The following is an 18754-nucleotide window of genomic DNA, read 5'->3' as shown; positions in this document are numbered from 1 at the left end:
AGAATTTTCTACCTAGATATATGGCATTTACAGCAGACGAATTTCAGTTTCTCGCAGATAAAACTTTGCTTTTTCTAATAGTCTTAGATAAAGAAGGAAAAGTATATAAAGCGAATAAGCGATGTGAAATTTTATTTTCATTACCAAAAAGTGAAATTATTGGTAAATCAATTGCTGATTTTATCATAGACGAGGATGAAAAATACTTTACTAAAGCTATTACAGAATTATGTGATAAAGTTTCTAAAATTAGTCAAACCTTTCGGTTTGGAACCATGGTATCCGATAAAGTACTATCAGTAAAATTTGATCTCGTTTATAATAAAGACCGTATTTATGCTTCGGGAATGGATGTCACTTTAGAAAATGAAGAACATAGTTTTTTAAAAACTCTTTCTAGATTAACAAAAACTGGCACTTGGCATTATGATCCTATAAACGACCAGTTATACTTTTCAAAAGAATGTTATCGATTACATGACCTTAAACCGGGAACCCCAATAAATATCGAACAGGCGTTACTATATTACCCTGAAGAATCAAGAGTACGTGTAAAAAGTTATTGGGACAACCTAATAAACTTTGGAACAGCATGTGATTATGTAGACCGGTTACTAACTAACACAGAAAAATGGGTGCGTGTTATAGGAGAACCAGTGTTCCACAACGGTAACGTAATATTTATAAATGGTAGCTTTTCTGATATTACCGAAGAGCATAATTATATAGAGCAATTAAAACATAATGAAGAAACAAAAAAACTAGCATTAAAAGGTATCCGATCAGGTCTATTTGATCATAATATTGAAAACAACACTGTCTTTTATAGCTTGGATTTTAGAAAAATGTTGGGTTTACCTCTCCATATTGATTTTGTCCCAGAAGAAATCTTCAGAAAAATGATCCATCCCGAAGATGCTGATCAAGCCCTTAAGCGACATCTTAGCAACCTATCAAAAAGTGGAAATCATTATTTTAACTATTATCGACTTAAACATCTGGACGGAGGGTATCGTCATTATGAAGTATACGGGTATAGGAAAAAGAATGAAAAGGAAGATACAATACGAATGATTGGTAACCTCATCGACGTTCATCAAAAAAAAATAAACGAGCAAACGATAGGAGAAAACCAAAGTCGACTGTTGGCAATGGTTAATAACGGTTTTGTTTATACCATTTTACTTGATATAGAAGGGAGAATAATAATGGCAGATGAACGTTCTATAGAAATTATAAAAAGAGATTTTGGTATAGATCCAAGGACAACTACATCACGCTTTATTGATGTTATGCCTGTTAATTTCAAAAACACTTTTGCTCATAAGTTTAATGAAGCATTAAAAGGAAATACAGTCGAAAAAGAAATTCAAAGAATAATGCATGAAGGTGGGATACAATGGTTGGAATCAAAATACACGCCTATTAAAAACCAAGAAGATCAGGTTAATGCAGTTCTTGTAAGTTTTCACGATATCACAGAACAAAAACTGGCGGAGCAAGTTATCAAAGAGGCACATGTAAAAGAACAAGAATTAAGCAGTCTGAAATCAAATATACTATCTAATTTTAGTCATGAGATTAGAACACCTTTAAATGGTATTATAACGATATGCAATATGATATTACTTGGAGAAGAAAATCCAAATGACCGTAAGAAATTGGCAGCTTATCTAAACGAAAGTAAAGAACGTCTTCTTGATACTATTAATAACCTATCGCACTTCAGTGAATTAGAAACAATTCAAAAAAACCTCAACTATGTTGAGGCGGATATTAATTATACGGTAGAAACTTCTTATCGAGAATATCGCCATTTTGCAAATTCCAAAAATCTTAAATATATCTTAGAATTAGACGAAAGTTGTCCTTCTGCTATGATTGATGAGGATATTTTCCATACTGCAATAAACAACATCATCCATAATGCCATCAAATACACCGATAAAGGAAAGGTATTAGTCAGGGTAAAAGAAAAAAAGAACAAAATTAAGATTACCATAAAAGATACAGGAATTGGCATTGAAAAAGATAATTTAAAGAAAATATTTGACCCTTTTATACAGGAAAGTATAGGGTTAAGTCGCAAGTATGAAGGTACTGGAATTGGCTTAAGCCTATCCAAAAGATATATAGAAATCCTAGGTGGAAAAATTAAAGTTATTAGTAAATTAGATCATGGAACTGAGTTTATCATTACAATACCTGAAAGTATATGAATATTCTTTACGTAGAAGATAATAAAATTAATGCCATGGTCATGAATAAGATGCTATCTAAAAATGCATCTAATGTGATGATTGCGGAAAATGGACCAACCGCATTGAAAATAGTAAAACAATCAACTCTTGATTTAATTTTGGTAGATATAAATCTTGGGTTGAATCAAATGGACGGTTGTGAGTTATTGAAGCGTTTTAAAAAAATCGATGGGTTAAAAAACATCCCGATATATGCGGTTACTGCTTATGCAATGCCAGGTGATCCCCAAAAATTTATTAAAGTAGGTTTTGATAAATATTTTTCCAAACCTGTTAATTTTGAAAAGCTTTTATCAGCTATTTCTAAAGTAAAAACAAATATGAATTAAAAAACGAGTGCTACAACTATAACACTCGTCTTCAATACTTAATAATTGATTTCAATATTTATTGTTGTTCATAATCAGAATCCCAATCTGTACCATCATCACCCTTCTGACCATCCATTTTTATCATAAAGTTTTTAGCGGGAAAATAAGGTTTCATATGAATATCTAGATAAACTCTATCCTTTTGGTTAGGATCCTGCTCGAAACGTTTGATTGAAAAATCCTCAATCAACTGATCTGGACCAGTAATTTCGTCGAGAAATTTAACTATTTGTCCCATCAATTCCTTACGTGTTCTTGCATTAAAGTTTTCGAATGCTCTTCTATTAAGAAAATCCATAAGTACTTTAGTCACATAATCGAATACTCTTACTACAGAATATGTTTGTAGTCCTAAATTATCTCCATTAAATAAAGTTTTTGCAGAAAAAGCCATTACTTTACCATACTCATTAACCATCGGAACTAATCCAAGCTTTTCTAACTGTGCTATTTCGCTCTTCTTTAAGTCAAAACGAACCCCATCTACTTCATTAATTCCTCCGTGCTTCTTACCTGCAGCAACCTGAGACATCAGTGTTCTATAAACCTGTCCGGCCAAGGCACTAGATGGTGGCACATAAAGATCATCTTCTTCTCCTACTTCATCGTGTTTTCCTCTACCTACAAGCCAGTTACAAGCCATCATTACATTAGATCTATATTTATCACCTCCAGTAAGGTTAGCAGCTTCAAACATCTCCATCACATCATCCGGTTCATCAAGGTGCTCAAAATCAGTAATCATCATTACCTTATTTTCGTGAGCGATTTTCGCCCATTTTTCTACCACTTTATTAGATCCAAGATATCCTGGTATCACCAAGATCCCATAGTTATCTCTTAAATCAAGACGATCGTAACCTTGTACCAATTCCTCCTGAATAGCATCAATAAACCTTGTATTATCTAGGTCTTTAAGCTGCTCTAATTCAGCATTCATGATATTAATATTCTTAACTTTTTGTGATTCTGTATTTTTAAAGAACAAAGCCACAGATCTGTATGATTGTTCTAATTCTCTTGTTTGCTCTAAAGCTGCTCCGAGGTTTTTCTCTAAAGATTTTCCTGCAATTTCAGAGCGCTTTTCAGACTCTTCAACCATTACAGAAATATCTTCAGAAGATGATAAAATATCACTCCATATCTCTAATGTCTTTTGGAGTTTAGCTCTTTCCATTTTTTTTGTTGATTCCGTAAGGAAAATCTTTTTACGTGCTTTACGATCAGGGTTCATATTCTGAACGTCATCTATACACGCTTCTAAAAGATCAAATCCACCATATCGGGCTAATTTTTCTTCATTTATCTTTAGTTCCTTTGCCGGATTCTCTATTTTGACACTCTGTTGAGCTTGTTTTCCTGCTGCCATGTATTCTCTGCTTTATCTTTTAACCTTGTTGTAATTCTGCTAATAATGATTGAATGGATCTTATCAATGCTTCTTTTGCATCTGGATCTGCCAAAGCAGTTTTCAAGATCTTATTTGATTTAAGTTGTTTTACAACTTTCAGGTACTGATCTTTTTCGGTATTCAAATCATTTAAAAACTTACTTTGATTAATAATACCCTTCTTTCCAAAATCACCTAAGTGGTTAAATTTCAGCATTTCTTTACTTTCTACTCCATCTGCATCTTCAAACTCTACCTCTACTTCGGGTTTATAGTTTTCGAATACATGATCTATCGAGGTCAATCCATTGACGATTTGTGGTTTGATTGGTTGATCATGTGTCAGTTTTTGAACGAGTAGCGTTTTATTCTGCCCGATTTCCAATATCGCTTCACTGGCATCGGTTTTAACTTCTGTTCCTCCTAATCCATATGTGTTATTACTCATACTTTCTCTAAATAATGATTGTGAATTATAAATATACTAATTTTATTGCAGGATTTGGTTCTTTATTCATAGGACCACTGCATTTTTTCATCTTTAACATCAAGTTTAACCTCATTTCCTTTGCCTATCTTTCCGGTAATCAACATTTTAGATAACGGCCCCCTAAGATCTGTTCTAATTACTCCTCGCAAAGGTCTTGCACCATATTTGGGGGTAAACCCCTTATAAGCAAGGTACTCCTGTGCTTCTTCTGTTAGTTCTAAAGTTACCTCTTGCTTATTTAATGCTTTATGTAGATCTTTTAATTGAATATTGAAAATCTTCACCACATTTTCTTTAGTTATAGGGGCAAAAGGAACAATTTCAGTAAGTCTTCCTAAAAATTCTGGCCTGAAATGCCTTGACATAAGCTCTAAAAGGTCTGAGGACTTTGGTATTTCGCCACTTGTAAAAGATTTTACTACGTGTTCGCTTCCGATATTGGAAGTAAACAAAATAACCGCATTAGAAAAGTCCCCTGTTTTACCAAGCCTATCGTTTAATTTTCCTTCGTCCAAAATTTGAAGGAAAATATCGAATACCGATGGATGTGCCTTTTCAATTTCATCAAAAAGAACAATTGAATATGGTTTTTGTCTTATTTTATTAACTAACAAACCTCCTTCTTCGTACCCAACATAACCCGGAGGTGCACCATATAAAAGAGCTGCAGAATGCTCCTCTTTAAACTCAGACATATCGAATCTGATGATAGCGTCTTCTGTCTGAAATAAGAATTCAGCCAAAGATTTTGCCAACTCTGTTTTACCAGTACCTGTTGGTCCAGTAAAGAAGAAAGATCCAGTGGGTAAACCTGGTTTACTTAATCCTGATCTTGATTCTAATACTGCTTCTGAAATAGTTTTAATTGCGTGGTCCTGTCCAATCACTCTTTTCTTAAGATGATCTTCCATATTTAATAACCTTTCTTTTTCATCAGCTTGAAGTTTTCCAACCGGAATACCTGTTTTATTAGCAATCGTTGCAGAAACATCATTTTTATCAACTAACGTCTTTTCTTCAGAAGCTTTTTTGAAAAAGTGATCCAGAATACCAACAATTTTTGTTTTGTAATTATCAAAACTCTCTTCACCTAAAACCATTTCTTCTTCACCTAATTCTGTAAATAGCAGATAACTAAACTTATTTTTTAGATTGTTATAGATCCAACTTACTGATGACACTTTTTCTGATTCTTCAGACTTCTTTTCTCCAATTTCTTTGACATCTTTTAATAATGCCTCGACATTGTTTGCTGTGGTTTCAATCATATACCTAGAGGCAGACATCGTTCTATCAATTAAATCTATAGCCGCATCCGGAAGGCTTCTATCTTTATTAAACCGTTTAGAAAGTCGTATTGCTTCAGCTATGGTTTCGTCAATAATATCTAGGTTATGATGTGCTTTATATTTATCGATCGTATTAGAGATCATGGTTAGCGCATCTTCTTCTGATGGTTCATCGAGCGCTACTATTTCGAATCTTCTAGTCAATCCTTCATCTGTCTCTATATGTTTTCTAAAAGCATCGTTGGTGACAGTAGCTATAAATGTAACTTCACCTTTAGCCAACTCTGATTTCAAGATATTAACCAACCCTTGATTACCACTATCTTTATCGGTTAAGTTATTGATCTCATCAATCAGCAAAACAGGCTTGTCAAATTCTTTTAAGGCAGTTATAATTTTTTTAAATCGGTCTTCTACTTCACTTTTATAACTTGCTCCTGAAACGAGATTGATAAAATCCAGTTCATAAATTTGCGCATTTTTTAAAGATCCTGGTACATTACCGTTAACAACTGCCTCTGAGAACCCATCCAATAGTACCGTTTTACCAACACCTGGCTCACCTGTTATTAATACATTTGGTTTAGAATGTCTCCCTAATATTTCGGTAATCATTTTTACTTCTGCATCACGTCCAAAAACATCATCTAATTGTTTGTTTTTTGCCGCAAAAGTTTTGTCAAAACAATACGCATCTAATATACCAGAATCACTTGTGGACCCAGAGGTGCTTAAAGTGTTGTTTTTACTTGATTTTCCTTTTGCTGCAACTACTTTTCCTTGTGTTGCCGCAATTAAAACTTCATCCGCTTTTAATGGTAATGTTTTCAATTGCTCATAAGAGAACCCAACACCAGGAGTGCATAACGCAATAAGTAAAGCTAGGGGCGTTATTTCGTCCTTTCCTAGTTTAAGTTTGATTGTATCAGCTTCGTTAAATACTGCCTCAATTGATTTATCTCCTCGAATCGTATCCGGAATATTGACTACTCTGGGTAGTGCTTCTATTCTTACTTCGGACCATTCTTCGTAGTAATAAATATCTCCATCTATTTGGTTAAAAAAATCTTTTAACCCTACATCTTTATGCAACAGTGCTTTTAATAAATGAGCCGAGTTATACTGATCATTATGGTACTCTTTAGCAATAGATTGTGCTATATGTATAGCATTATCTACTTTTGGAGATAATATATAGTCTAATATTTGCATGAAGTTGGTTTTTCGTAAAGTAAATAAATAACCTAGTAATTAGCAAAAAATTATCTATCAGTACCACATAAAGTTAAAATTTTCTTTATGTAAAAGGTATTTTGCTTTTTATTACCTGCTAATTTATACTTTCCTAAGTCAAATATAGCTTGTTTTTAACAATATATACACCTCGTTTTTAGGTAAAACGTTTACCCTGTTTTCAGTGGTTTTGATAGTTTTCTGTAGTTTTAATTAACAGCTGTACCATTATCTTAACTAGTAATTAAAATTCAATGTGCTCTAACGAATAAATAAACCGAATCAAATTATCGAATTTGAGTAAACTTAATCTCCAACTGCTTTTCTAGATCTCGTATGACTTTTAATTCTTGTTTAACTATTAACGCTAATGATAGTCCTGTTTTGCCTGCTCTGGCAGTTCTCCCACTTCGATGTGTATAATATTCCATTTGATCAGGTAATTGATAATGAACTACAAATGCCAAGTTAGCCACGTCAATACCTCTAGCAGCTACATCGGTAGATACTAACAACTCTTGAGAACCTTTTTTAAAAGCTCTCATTACCTTATCTCTATCTTTTTGGGTCATATCGCCTTCAAGTAAGCCCACTTCATAATTTTTAGCTATGAGTTGTTTAGATAATTTTCGAGCTGCAGCCTTGGTTTTAGTAAAAATTATACCTCTATGTATTTTCTGAGATTTCAGAAAATATGTAAGCGTATCTAGTTTATTTGCTTCTTCTCCAACTACAAAATGATGATCAATCCCCTTATTTACGGCATCCTTTTTATCTATGGATACTCTGATAGCATTCTTATCTACATATGAATTAATTATTTCATGAAGTGCGGTTGGAATGGTAGCAGAAAACAGCCATATATTTCGTTGACCTTTGGTTTTGCTCAAAATTGTAGTAAGATCTTTTTTAAACCCCATACTCAGCATCTCATCAGCTTCATCCATAACTATAGTTTTAATCTTAGAAATGTCTACCGCTTTTCTTTCTATTAAATCAATAAGTCGTCCTGGAGTAGCTACAATAATATGAGTGGGTCTTTTTAATCTGGATAATTGAATTTCTATCCTTTCGCCTCCATAAACAGATTCTGTAAAAATCTTATCGGTATATTTTGTAAATTTAAATAGTTGTTTCGCTATTTGCTGACCGAGTTCTCTAGTAGGTGCTAATATTAAGGCTTGAACTTCTTTTTTTTGTGCATTGATATTCGTTAATAAAGGAATACCAAAAGCAGCAGTTTTCCCAGTACCTGTCTGAGCTTTACCAACAAAATCTACACTATTATTAATTAGAATAGGTAATGCTTGCTCTTGAATTTTAGTAGGGACGATAATCCCCATTTCTTTAAGACCTTTATTTAAATCCTTAGGAACACCTAACGTTTCGAATGTCATCCTTATTTAGTTTAGGGTACAAAAATAATGGAATATATTCATTACCCAACAAAAGAACATTACAAAGTACAAAAGTTAGATCCTAGCAGGAAATTTTTATAAAATACCCAAATAATTGCTTTTTTAGCGTTAACCCTCTTTTATGAAAATGAGATTTGTCCATACAAAATCCACCTGAGCAATTAAAATCAGCTCCTTCATCAGACGAAATAATATCAATCAATGAAATATGATTAGAATGAAGGTTATGTAATTTGTCCTGAATTTTGTTTTTGTGAGCACCAGGATGCATCTCTAAATAACAAGAAAAGACTTTCTCACTATGTATATCTTTTTTTTCGGATCTTACAGATATGTCGGATACTACCACATTAGGATTAACTATATTTCCATTAAAAACAACGTTTTGAGCCTGTAATGAGGAAACAAATAAAACAGATAAGAACAATAAAATAGTGTGTAATCGTTTAGTCATATGTATTTATTTTGGCCTGTTAGAACAAATTCAAATAAACGTTGTTCTTAAAACAACCTTTATAAAATCCGAATATTAGCTTTTTAAAACATCGCCAAAATACATATAAATCAGATTAAGTGCAATATATTTTTAAACTTTAACACTTTCTAACACGATTTGACCTACATTCCTACTGATTCTATTACTTTCTCAAGTAAATCACCACTAAAACAAGGTAGCTTCATCAGAGAAATGATTAGGTAAACTAAGATTGGTTTCTAAATCTTTATTTAGTAACTCAATAAAATATCTTGATAAAAGCGGTGATTCTTTTTCTATATTTTGATGAACAAAAAAATGAATATCTTCTATCCCTTGATTTTTCCAAGATTTTAATTTACTGCTCCAATCAACCAAACGTGTATAATCACTTTCGTGATTGGCTCCTACGTACCGAATGAAAGCTTCTTTATTAGTTAGTCTCATATGTAACAAATCTCTTCTTCCGGCAGAATCAGTGATAATGTTTGCGATGTTGTTATTTTCTAATAAATCATACAACTCATTTGCTACAGTGTCGTCATTAAACCAATCAGTATGTCTAAATTCTATTGCCAAACGTATATCTTTAGGCCATCTATCTACGAAATTAGTGACCCGTTCAAAGTATTTAGGAGAGAAATTACTATGCATTTGTAAAAAAATCGTTCCCAATTTTTCCTTTAGATGAATAGCACTGGACAAATATTGGTCTACATAAGGTTGTACATCATCATTGAGTCTTTTAAAATGTGATATATTCTGAACGAGCTTAGGAAAAAACTTAAAGCCTTCAGGTGTTTTGTCATACCATTTTTTAAATTGGTCTTCAGGAAAAATCCTGTAGAATGTAGCATTCAATTCAATACAATTGAACTGCCTTGAATAATAATACAACTCATCTTTGGTTCCTCTTGGATAAAAACCTTTTAAATCTTGTCTATTCCATTTTGCACATCCAACGTATACCGAAAACCCTTTTTTCTTGTCTTTATTCAAAACCTTTAGAGTATCAATGTCATCTATTGGTAATGTAAAATCGATTCTTTCAGGGTGCGCTACTGTTCCAAATTTCATTATTCCAAATTTTAAAAATATTGAGATAAATAGTGTAACAAAAATAAGATTCGAATGACTAACTTTACAGTAACAACAATAAAAAGTTAAAAATGAATACTTTAAAATCACTTATTGTAGCATTAATTATAGCAATTATTGCTCCCGCAAATGCTCAAACCGCAGATGAAATTATTGCTAATTATTTGGAAAACACAGGAGGAAAAGAAAACTGGGAAAAACTAGAAGGTGTAAAAATGGTTGGTGTTATGAAAATGCAAGGCATGGAAATCCCTTTTGAGCAAGTCTCTACAAAAGATGGAAAACAACTTGTAACGATCGAACTACAAGGAAACCGTATGATATGGTCTGCTTTTGACGGAGACACTTCTTGGCAAAGGAACCAAATGACAATGGAAGCTGAAAAAAGTGATAATGAAACCACGGAAAACATGAAAAAGCAAACAAAAGATTTTCCGGATCCATTTTTAAACTACAAAGAAAAAGGATATGAGGTAGAATTGGTTGGAAAAGAAACTGTTGATGGTACAGAAACCTTTAAGGTTAAAATAACAAAAGATCCTATCGTAGTAGACGGTCAGTCTATACCAAATATTATGCATTATTATTTTGATACTGAAAATTTTGTACCAATAATTATGGAAGCTCAGGTTAATCAAGGACCTATGAAGGGACAGACTATAAAAACTTCAATCAGTGATTACCAAGAAGTAAATGGTGTATATTTTCCGTTTACTATCGGAAGTGACTTTCAAACGATGAGTTTTAAAGAGATTAAACTTAATCCAGAAGTTGACAGTGCAAAATTTGCTTTTCCTGAAAAAAAGTAACACTTAAGTTATTGTAATATCTCCCCAATTCGTTGGGGTTTTTTTTTCGCATAAATTACTAATCTAAAGGAATTATGAATAAAAAAATTATAATCGCAGGGCTGAGCATTATATTTTCATTAGGATTACAAGCTCAGGATATTGTTCTTAAAGGTAAAGAACTCTTTGGAAAACTAGAAGCAAGACATATAGGACCTGCTTTGATGAGTGGTAGAATTATTGATTTAGAAAATCACCCAACAAATAGCAGAATTATCTATACAGGCACCGCTGGGGGTGGTGTATGGAAATCTTCCAATGGTGGAGCTAGTTTTGCACCGATATTTGATGATTACGCACAGTCGATAGGGGTTGTCTCTATTGACCCCAACGATCCTGACAATACTATTTGGGTGGGAACCGGAGAAATTTGGACAAGAAATAGTGTTTCGGTAGGTGATGGTATATATAAAACTACCGACGGTGGATCCAACTGGAAGAAAATGGGGCTAGAAAATTCTGAACGTATCAGTAGTATTCAGATCAACCCAAAAAACTCGAATGAAATTTATGTAGGCGTTATCGGAGCATTATGGGGTGATAGTGAAGATCGTGGTGTTTACAAGACCATAGATGGCGGAAAAACCTGGAATAAAATTTTATATATTAATGAGCGAACGGGTGCAAATGAGGTAATTATGGATCCTAATGACCCTAATACGTTATATGCAGCTATGTGGGAATTTAGGAGAACCGCTTGGAATTTTAATTCTGGAGGACCAAACAGTGCTTTATATAAGTCCACTGATGCTGGAAAAACATGGAACAAAATTCATAATGGTTTCCCGAAAGGGGATTTAGGAAGATTTGCAGTGGCAATCGCTCCGTCAAACCCTAAAATTATATATGCCGTTGTTGAAAGTAAAAAGGATAAAGGTTTATATCGTTCTGATGATGCAGGAGCAAGTTGGAAACTACTTAATGGGGATTTCGGACTTGTAGTAAGACCATTTTACTTTGCCAGAATTGTTGTTGATCCTAAAAATCCCGATATCGTTGTTAAAGGAGGTTTATCTGGGTCTATCTCAAGAGATGGTGGAAAAACTTTCAAAAATCTTGGTAATATGCATTCTGACATCCACGATATTACATTTGATATTAATAATTCTGATAGAATGTATGTAGGTACTGATGGCGGTGTCTACAGAAGTTGGGATGGAGGTTCTACTTTGGATATCGTAGACAATTTACCACTATCCCAATTTTATCAGATAAGCACGGACAATGAAGAACCATATAATGTTTATGGAGGTCTGCAAGATAATGGTTCTTGGTATGGTCCATCCTCTTCTCCAGGAGGAGTAGAAGCCCGTGATTGGAAGCGTGTAGGTGTTGGGGATGGTTTTAGAGTATTAAGACATCCCACAAAAAGAATTATTTATTCTGAGATGCAAGGAGCTCAAAATGTCTGGCGATATGATATGGATAAAAACAATACCAAAAATGTAAAGCCATTAGAAGTTAAGGGTAAAGCGGATCTTCGTTTTAATTGGAATGCTCCTATTGCTATCAGTGCTCATCAACCTGACAGATTATATATAGGTAGTCAATTTGTCCACGTAAGTGAAGATATGGGTGACAATTGGAAAATAATCTCTCCAGACCTTACGACCAATGATCCTGCAAAACAAGACAAGGAATCTGGTGGGATATCGACAGATAAGTCCGGCGCAGAAACGCATACGACAATTTTCACAATTGCTGAATCACCCATGGATGAGCAAGTGATCTGGGTAGGTACTGATGATGGAAATGTTCAAATAACAAAAGATGGAGGAAAAACTTGGACAAATACAACACCGAATATCAAAGGCCTTCCTAAAAACACCTGGGTATATCATATAGAAGCTAGTACTCATTCTAAAGGAACTGCTTATGCTGTTTTCGATGGTCATGCACAGAATGACATGAAACCATATGTGTATAAAACTTCTGATTTTGGAAACACCTGGAAATCCCTTGTAACCGATGATATTATAGGATTTACCAGAAACATTCAAGAAGATTACGAAAATGAGGATCTACTCTATTTAGGAACAGAATTTGGATTATTTATAACAATTGATGGTGGAAAAAACTGGTCTCGTTTTACAAATAATATGCCTGCAACCGCTGTTCATTTTATCGATTTACAAAAGAAAACAAATGATTTGGTACTGGGTACCCACGGTAGGGGCGTTATCATTATTGATGATATTTCTCCTCTACGACAAATTAATCAGGAAGTATTACAAAAAGATGTTCATTTCTTTACAACAAAACCAGCAATTATTAAGGAAGAAGGTGGTTTTGGTGGAGGAAGCACAGAGCTTCAGTTTGTAGGAAACAATCCGTCTTCTTCTGGCCAGATTATTTATTATCTAAAGAAGAGACACACTTTTGGAAAAATGACGTTGTCTATTCAGGATACTAATGGGAATGAAATTGTTTCTCTTGTTCCTGGTAAGTCCAAGGGAATTAATATTGTAAACTGGGATTTTAGAACAAAACCACCAAAAGTTGCTGCTGGTAAATCTTATACACCAGGCGGTTTTACTGCTCCAAGAGCTAACAGCGGAATATATAAAGTCATCCTAAAGAAAGGAAAAACATCATATGAAAGTTCGATAAAGTTAGAAAATGACCCTGATTCGAGTATTACTCCTTCCGAAAGAAAAGCTCAATTCAAAACAACCATGGAACTTTATGATTCTATGGAAGAACTAGCCTATTTGGTATATCAAATTAACCAGAATATCAAAAAGGCAGAAGAAATTGAAAAAAATGATCCTAAAGCTAAAAAGATGACATCTACATTGATTAATGACCTGAACTCTTTAAAAGAAACATTAGTGGTAACAACAGGTGATAACTATGTAGCCGAAGCAGAACCTCAACTAAGAGAAGAATTAGCACTACTATATAGTGAGGTTGCTAATCTTTTTGAGAAACCTTCTTTATCACAGCTTGAGAATAAAGAAGTATTGGAAAGCAGGTTACAGAAAGCAAAAGATACGTATCAGAAGATAGAAACAAAACAATTAGCCAATTTTAAAAAGTATTTGGAAAAGAATAATAAAGGTGTTACCGATATGAAGTCTAAAGAAGATTTTTTAAGCAAGTAAAATTGCTTTTCATAGTCACCTTATAAAGAGCTCTTTAAAAAAGAGCTCTTTATATTTTATCGTATAATGTCGTTGCCTGAATAATGTTCATAACTGGTTTAAAACTCCAAACGTCATTATATGTTTTGGATAAAACAATTCTGTATTTTTAGTAAACATTCTTTATTATGGAAAACAGGGAATCAAATTTATTGGCTATACGCCCACAGATTTTAAGTGCTAGGGTTTCTGGAAATATGTCAAATGACGAACAATTTCAGAACAAAACAATCCGACCAATTATCAAACTTCAAGGGGAATTATTAATTGAAGTGTTTAGAAATTATATTAAGAAAAGAAAGAACACTTTTTATGAATTAACGTTAGAAAAGCGTTTTCTATTCATTGATAATGCAATACAAAAGGATATGAAATTTAGAAATAGTCTAAAAGGTATGATCATAGGTCAATTTACTGTAGACGAATATTTGAAGTACGTCCAAAATTCTTCATCTTTAAATAAAAGGATGATGAATATTGTGAGAGAGCGTCTTCACAATGACATCCAGCTATTGGAAAAGCCTTTAATGTCTTATTAAAAATCCTAGTATAAAAAAAAGCGCGGATCTTAATAAGATCCGCGCTTTTTTTATTTCTTACTTTGAAGTTTCGTTAAGGAACTAGTTCCCCCCTTCCAAAGCTTCTAATTTACTTTTCATATCCGCAGCTTTTGGATCATCTAACTGATAAAAAATCTGCATTAGTGTGCGTATTGCCTCTACATTATCAGGCTTAGATTCTAATGCCCCTTCTAAATATGGAACTGCTTTTCTGTATAAATCTTGCTTTTGTTTTTTGAGAACATCAAATCTTTTGTAATCTTCATTTGATCCTCCTAAGCTATTCATTTCTTCATTAAGAGCTGTCTCTCCACTTAAAATGATAGCCGCAATATTGATTTGTGCAGAAGTATAATCTGGCTTTATCTCCAAAGCTTTTTTATAATACTCTATTGCTTGCTCATTATCCCCTAAACGTGAAGCTCCTACTCCTAAGTTGTATAATAAATTAGGGTTTTCAGGATCATTAGCAACAATTGCCTGCATTAGTTCCTGATATTTTTCAATATTACCTAATTTATAGAACATGTTCGCCTCCTCTTGCATTAAAGCAGGATCGTTAGGATTATCTTTTTTGGCAGCTTCCATTGCTTTAATAGCTTCTTCATCCTTACCTTGACTGATATAAATAAGAGCTATATTTTTTGTGATTTCGGATCTTCTAGAATCTGTTTTAGTAACCTCTGGCTTAATATGAGTACCAGCCTTTACAGAGAAATCTCTTAATTCTTTAGAATCAAAAGAATCTACTTCTCCAGTTTCTTTATTGGTCGCAACAAAACGTTCTTCAACACCATTGTATCCAAGATCTACTAATTCATTATAATATTTAATCGCAGTATCATAATCTTTTCCATTAACAGCATTAGATGCGGCAAAATACAAATAAGAAGTATCTGATTTTTTTGTTTTGTAACCTAAATACAATTTATCGGCTGCCTCTTTATTTTTTCCAGCTTCCTGATCTGCAACTGCTTGCTCTATTAAGGATTGACGTAGTATTTGTATTCCTTGATTAGCCTCATCAGAATATTTACTACTACCTGATGCTTCTTCTATTTCTAGAACCTTTGCATATGCATTAGCAGCCGCTTCAATATTCGTTAAGGATTTATCTTTTGATGCAGAAGCAACTTGCCCTTTCAAAAAATAATACTGTGCCTTCATTTTCTCATCTGCAGCCTCCAGCTGACCTTCTGCTGCTTTTAATGCATCATTTGCAACTTCTAGGTTACCAGATTTTAAAGCTTTATCTGCTGATTTTAACGCTTTCTTTTGTGAAAATCCTATCGCACCAATAGTTAGAAAAAATGCTACAATAAATTTAGTTCTCATTACTCGTTTTTTTTTTATGGGATTCTTTTATTCATTAGTTGATTCATCAATAGTCGTGCCATCCGATGTATCATCATCATTTTGCAAAGATATGTCATTTTCTTCAATATCTCCATCAATATCTTCAACATCATCTTCATCTTGCATAACTTTAGCCACAGCTGCAATAGAGTCTTTACCTTTTAGATTAATCAAGCGAACTCCTTGTGTAGCACGCCCCATTACCCTTAAATCTTCTACTGACAACCTAATTGCGATACCAGATTTATTAATAATCATAAGATCATCAGCATCCGTAACATTTTTAATAGCTACTAATTGCCCAGTCTTGTCTGTTACAGAAATAGTTTTAACTCCTTTTCCTCCTCTATTAGTAATTCTATAATCTTCAAGTTTTGAGCGCTTACCGTATCCGTTTTCAGAAACCACCAAAATATTACTCTCCATATCATTAACGGCTACCATTCCAATTACTTCATCCTTGTCATCAGCAAGTCGTATACCTCTAACACCAGATGCTCCACGTCCCATTGGTCTGGTTTTTTCTTCTTCAAAACGAATTGCTTTTCCTGATTTTACCGCTAACATTACCTGACTTTTTCCGTCCGTAAGTTTAGCCTCTAACAATTCGTCATTTTCTTTTATAGTAATGGCGTTTATACCATTCGTACGTGGTCGGGAATACTGTTCTAATGAAGTTTTCTTAACCTGACCTTTTTTCGTAGCCATAATAACATAGTGCGAATTGATGTACTCTTCATCCTTAAGGTCTTGAGTACAGATAAATGCTTTTACCTTATCATCATTCTCTATATTAACAAGGTTTTGTATCGCCCTTCCTTTTGATGTCTTACTTCCTTCTGGGATTTCGTAAACCCGCATCCAGAAACACTTTCCTTTTTGTGTAAAGAACAGCATATATTGATGATTTGTTCCTACAAAAAGATGTTCAAGAAAATCTTCATTACGAGTAGTACTTCCTTTCTGACCAACTCCTCCTCTATTTTGTTTTTTGTATTCTGTCAAAGAAGTTCTCTTAATATAGCCAGCATGAGAAATAGTAATCACTACCTTCTCATTTGGTATCATATCCTCAATGCTTAAATCACCTCCGGCATATTCTATTTGAGAACGACGTGGATCTCCGTATTTTTCTTTAACCTCAAGAAGTTCGTCCTTAATGATATTCATCCTTCGTTCTTTTTTCTCAAGAATATCTTTAAGGTCTTCTATAGTTTTCATCAACTCCTCATACTCAGCACGTAACTTATCCTGCTCCAGACCTGTTAATTGTCTTAGACGCATTTCGACAATAGCTTTTGCCTGAATATCAGTAAGCTTAAATCTGTCGATAAGTTTTTGCCTCGCTTCGTCAGCATTAGAAGAAGCCCGGATCAGTTTAATCACTTCATCAATATTATCCGAAGCAATAATTAACCCTTCTAATATATGTGCTCTTTCCTCTGCTTTCCTTAGTTCATACTTTGTTCTGCGCACGACAACTTCATGTCTGTGTTCAACAAAATAGTGAATCATTTCTTTTACATTAAGTAATTGTGGTCTTCCTTTTACTAATGCTATGTTATTAACGCTAAAAGAAGATTGTAAAGCAGTATACTTATATAAAAGGTTTAGTACTATATTGGGTATCGCATCTCTCTTCAAAATGTAAACGATACGCATTCCTTTTCTATCTGATTCGTCCCTGATAGATGAAATACCATCAATCTTTTTATCATTTACAAGATCGGCAGTCTTTTTAATCATATCTGCCTTATTAACCTGATAAGGGATCTCAGAGACTATAATACACTCCCTACCGTTTACTTCTTCAAAACTAGCTTTGGCACGCATTACAATTCTGCCTCGGCCTGTTTTAAAGGCCTCTCTTACGCCATCGTATCCGTATATAGTACCACCAGTAGGAAAGTCAGGTGCTTTGATATGCTGTATCAACTCATCAATATCAATGTCATTATTTTCTATATACGCAATAGTTCCATCTACTACTTCGCTTAGATTGTGCGGTGGCATATTAGTTGCCATACCTACAGCAATACCCGAAGCTCCATTAATTAATAATCCGGGCACTCTACTAGGTAAAACAGTGGGCTCCTGCAACGTATCATCAAAATTAAATGTATGATCAACTGTATCTTTTTCTATATCAGCAAGCATATCTTCCGATATTTTACGCATTCTAGCTTCTGTATAACGCATTGCCGCAGGACTATCTCCATCTACAGAACCAAAGTTACCCTGACCATCTACCAACATGTAACGTAAGCTCCATTCCTGAGCCATCCGAACCATAGTATCATAAACCGATGTATCTCCATGTGGGTGATACTTACCGAGAACCTCACCCACTATTCTCGCTGATTTCTTATGAGCACTGTTGGCCTTTACGCCTAACTCATACATACCATATAAAACTCTTCTGTGAACAGGTTTAAGACCGTCTCTCACATCTGGAAGCGCTCGCGATACGATCACCGACATGGAATAATCGATGTATGCAGACTTCATCTCATCCTCTATGTTGATAGGTATTAGCTTTTCTCCTTCTGCCATAAAAATTATTTTATTCTTACATTGATTTAATTAAACGGGCTAATTTAAGTAAATTAAGACGGTTTTAACAGACTATAACCTTTCTAATATACGTAATTTATTAACAACTTGAACGACCCATATAGTTAATAAGTCTACTGGTGTAGATTTTGATTATTAATGCTTTTTTTGTCTATTTACTCAAAAAACCTACTTATTGTAAGGATTTGGTTTTAAATAATTCGAAAAAAATGGTAGGTATCCCTAAGGAAATCTGACATTAAGACCAT

The 18754-nt window shown here is 33.8% G+C and carries 13 protein-coding genes; 5 read left to right on the top strand and 8 right to left on the bottom strand.

What is annotated here, in order from left to right; all coding sequences use genetic code 11:
• Positions 1–20: 20 nt before the first annotated feature.
• Both ACWGOQ_RS19400 and ACWGOQ_RS19395 read left to right on the top strand, forming a co-directional pair.
• Positions 21–2219: a sensor histidine kinase gene (locus ACWGOQ_RS19400; protein ID WP_452060171.1), complete on the top strand. Its 2199-nt coding sequence runs from the start codon at positions 21–23 to the stop codon at positions 2217–2219.
• Complete coding sequence (locus ACWGOQ_RS19395) at positions 2216–2590, top strand: response regulator (protein WP_452060172.1); 375 nt, start codon at positions 2216–2218, stop codon at positions 2588–2590. The genes ACWGOQ_RS19400 and ACWGOQ_RS19395 overlap by 4 nt, the downstream gene beginning before the upstream one ends.
• Before the next feature lie 58 nt (positions 2591–2648).
• Here ACWGOQ_RS19395 and ACWGOQ_RS19390 read toward each other — a convergent pair whose 3' ends face one another.
• The 6 genes from ACWGOQ_RS19390 to ACWGOQ_RS19365 all read right to left on the bottom strand — a co-directional run bounded on the left by ACWGOQ_RS19390 (position 2649) and on the right by ACWGOQ_RS19365 (position 10004).
• Positions 2649–4001 (bottom strand): DUF5458 family protein, encoded by a 1353-nt coding sequence (locus ACWGOQ_RS19390; protein WP_452060173.1) that lies wholly within the window; start codon positions 3999–4001, stop codon positions 2649–2651.
• 19 nt (positions 4002–4020) lie between these two features.
• On the bottom strand, positions 4021–4470 hold the full coding sequence (locus ACWGOQ_RS19385; protein ID WP_452060174.1) for a hypothetical protein: 450 nt from the start codon (positions 4468–4470) through the stop codon (positions 4021–4023).
• A gap of 62 nt (positions 4471–4532) precedes the next feature.
• Positions 4533–7013, bottom strand: coding sequence for an ATP-dependent Clp protease ATP-binding subunit (locus ACWGOQ_RS19380; RefSeq protein ID WP_452060175.1), 2481 nt, complete (start codon positions 7011–7013; stop codon positions 4533–4535).
• Positions 7014–7321: 308 nt separating this feature from the next.
• Positions 7322–8431 (bottom strand): DEAD/DEAH box helicase, encoded by a 1110-nt coding sequence (locus ACWGOQ_RS19375; RefSeq protein WP_452060176.1) that lies wholly within the window; start codon positions 8429–8431, stop codon positions 7322–7324.
• 82 nt (positions 8432–8513) lie between these two features.
• The gene (locus ACWGOQ_RS19370) at positions 8514–8906 is read right to left on the bottom strand and encodes a hypothetical protein (protein ID WP_452060177.1); all 393 of its coding nucleotides are present in this window, start codon (positions 8904–8906) and stop codon (positions 8514–8516) included.
• 207 nt (positions 8907–9113) lie between these two features.
• A complete protein-coding gene (locus tag ACWGOQ_RS19365) occupies positions 9114–10004 on the bottom strand; it encodes a DUF72 domain-containing protein (protein WP_452060178.1) in 891 nt (296 codons plus the stop codon).
• 92 nt (positions 10005–10096) lie between these two features.
• On the opposite strand from ACWGOQ_RS19365, the gene ACWGOQ_RS19360 reads away from it, so the two are divergent.
• The 3 genes from ACWGOQ_RS19360 (at position 10097) to ACWGOQ_RS19350 (ending at position 14555) form a co-directional block, all read left to right on the top strand.
• Positions 10097–10834 carry a LolA-like protein gene (locus ACWGOQ_RS19360; RefSeq protein ID WP_452060179.1) on the top strand — a complete coding sequence of 246 codons (738 nt, stop codon included), beginning with the start codon at positions 10097–10099 and terminating at the stop codon, positions 10832–10834.
• A gap of 74 nt (positions 10835–10908) precedes the next feature.
• Entirely contained in the window at positions 10909–13977 is a 3069-nt protein-coding gene (locus tag ACWGOQ_RS19355; RefSeq protein WP_452060180.1) for a WD40/YVTN/BNR-like repeat-containing protein, read from the top strand.
• A 167-nt stretch (positions 13978–14144) separates the two neighbouring features.
• Positions 14145–14555, top strand: a complete 411-nt coding sequence (locus tag ACWGOQ_RS19350) for a glyoxalase (protein ID WP_452060181.1) — start codon at positions 14145–14147, stop codon at positions 14553–14555.
• A gap of 81 nt (positions 14556–14636) precedes the next feature.
• On the opposite strand, the gene ACWGOQ_RS19345 is transcribed toward ACWGOQ_RS19350, so the two are convergent.
• A complete protein-coding gene (locus ACWGOQ_RS19345; protein ID WP_452060182.1) occupies positions 14637–15911 on the bottom strand; it encodes a tetratricopeptide repeat protein in 1275 nt (424 codons plus the stop codon).
• 27 nt (positions 15912–15938) lie between these two features.
• Complete coding sequence (gene gyrA, locus ACWGOQ_RS19340; protein ID WP_452060183.1) at positions 15939–18485, bottom strand: DNA gyrase subunit A; 2547 nt, start codon at positions 18483–18485, stop codon at positions 15939–15941.
• Between the last annotated feature and the right edge of the window lie 269 nt (positions 18486–18754).

It is taken from the genome of Aquimarina ulvae (assembly GCF_053613295.3).
This window is presented reverse-complemented; position numbering and strand designations above follow the sequence as displayed.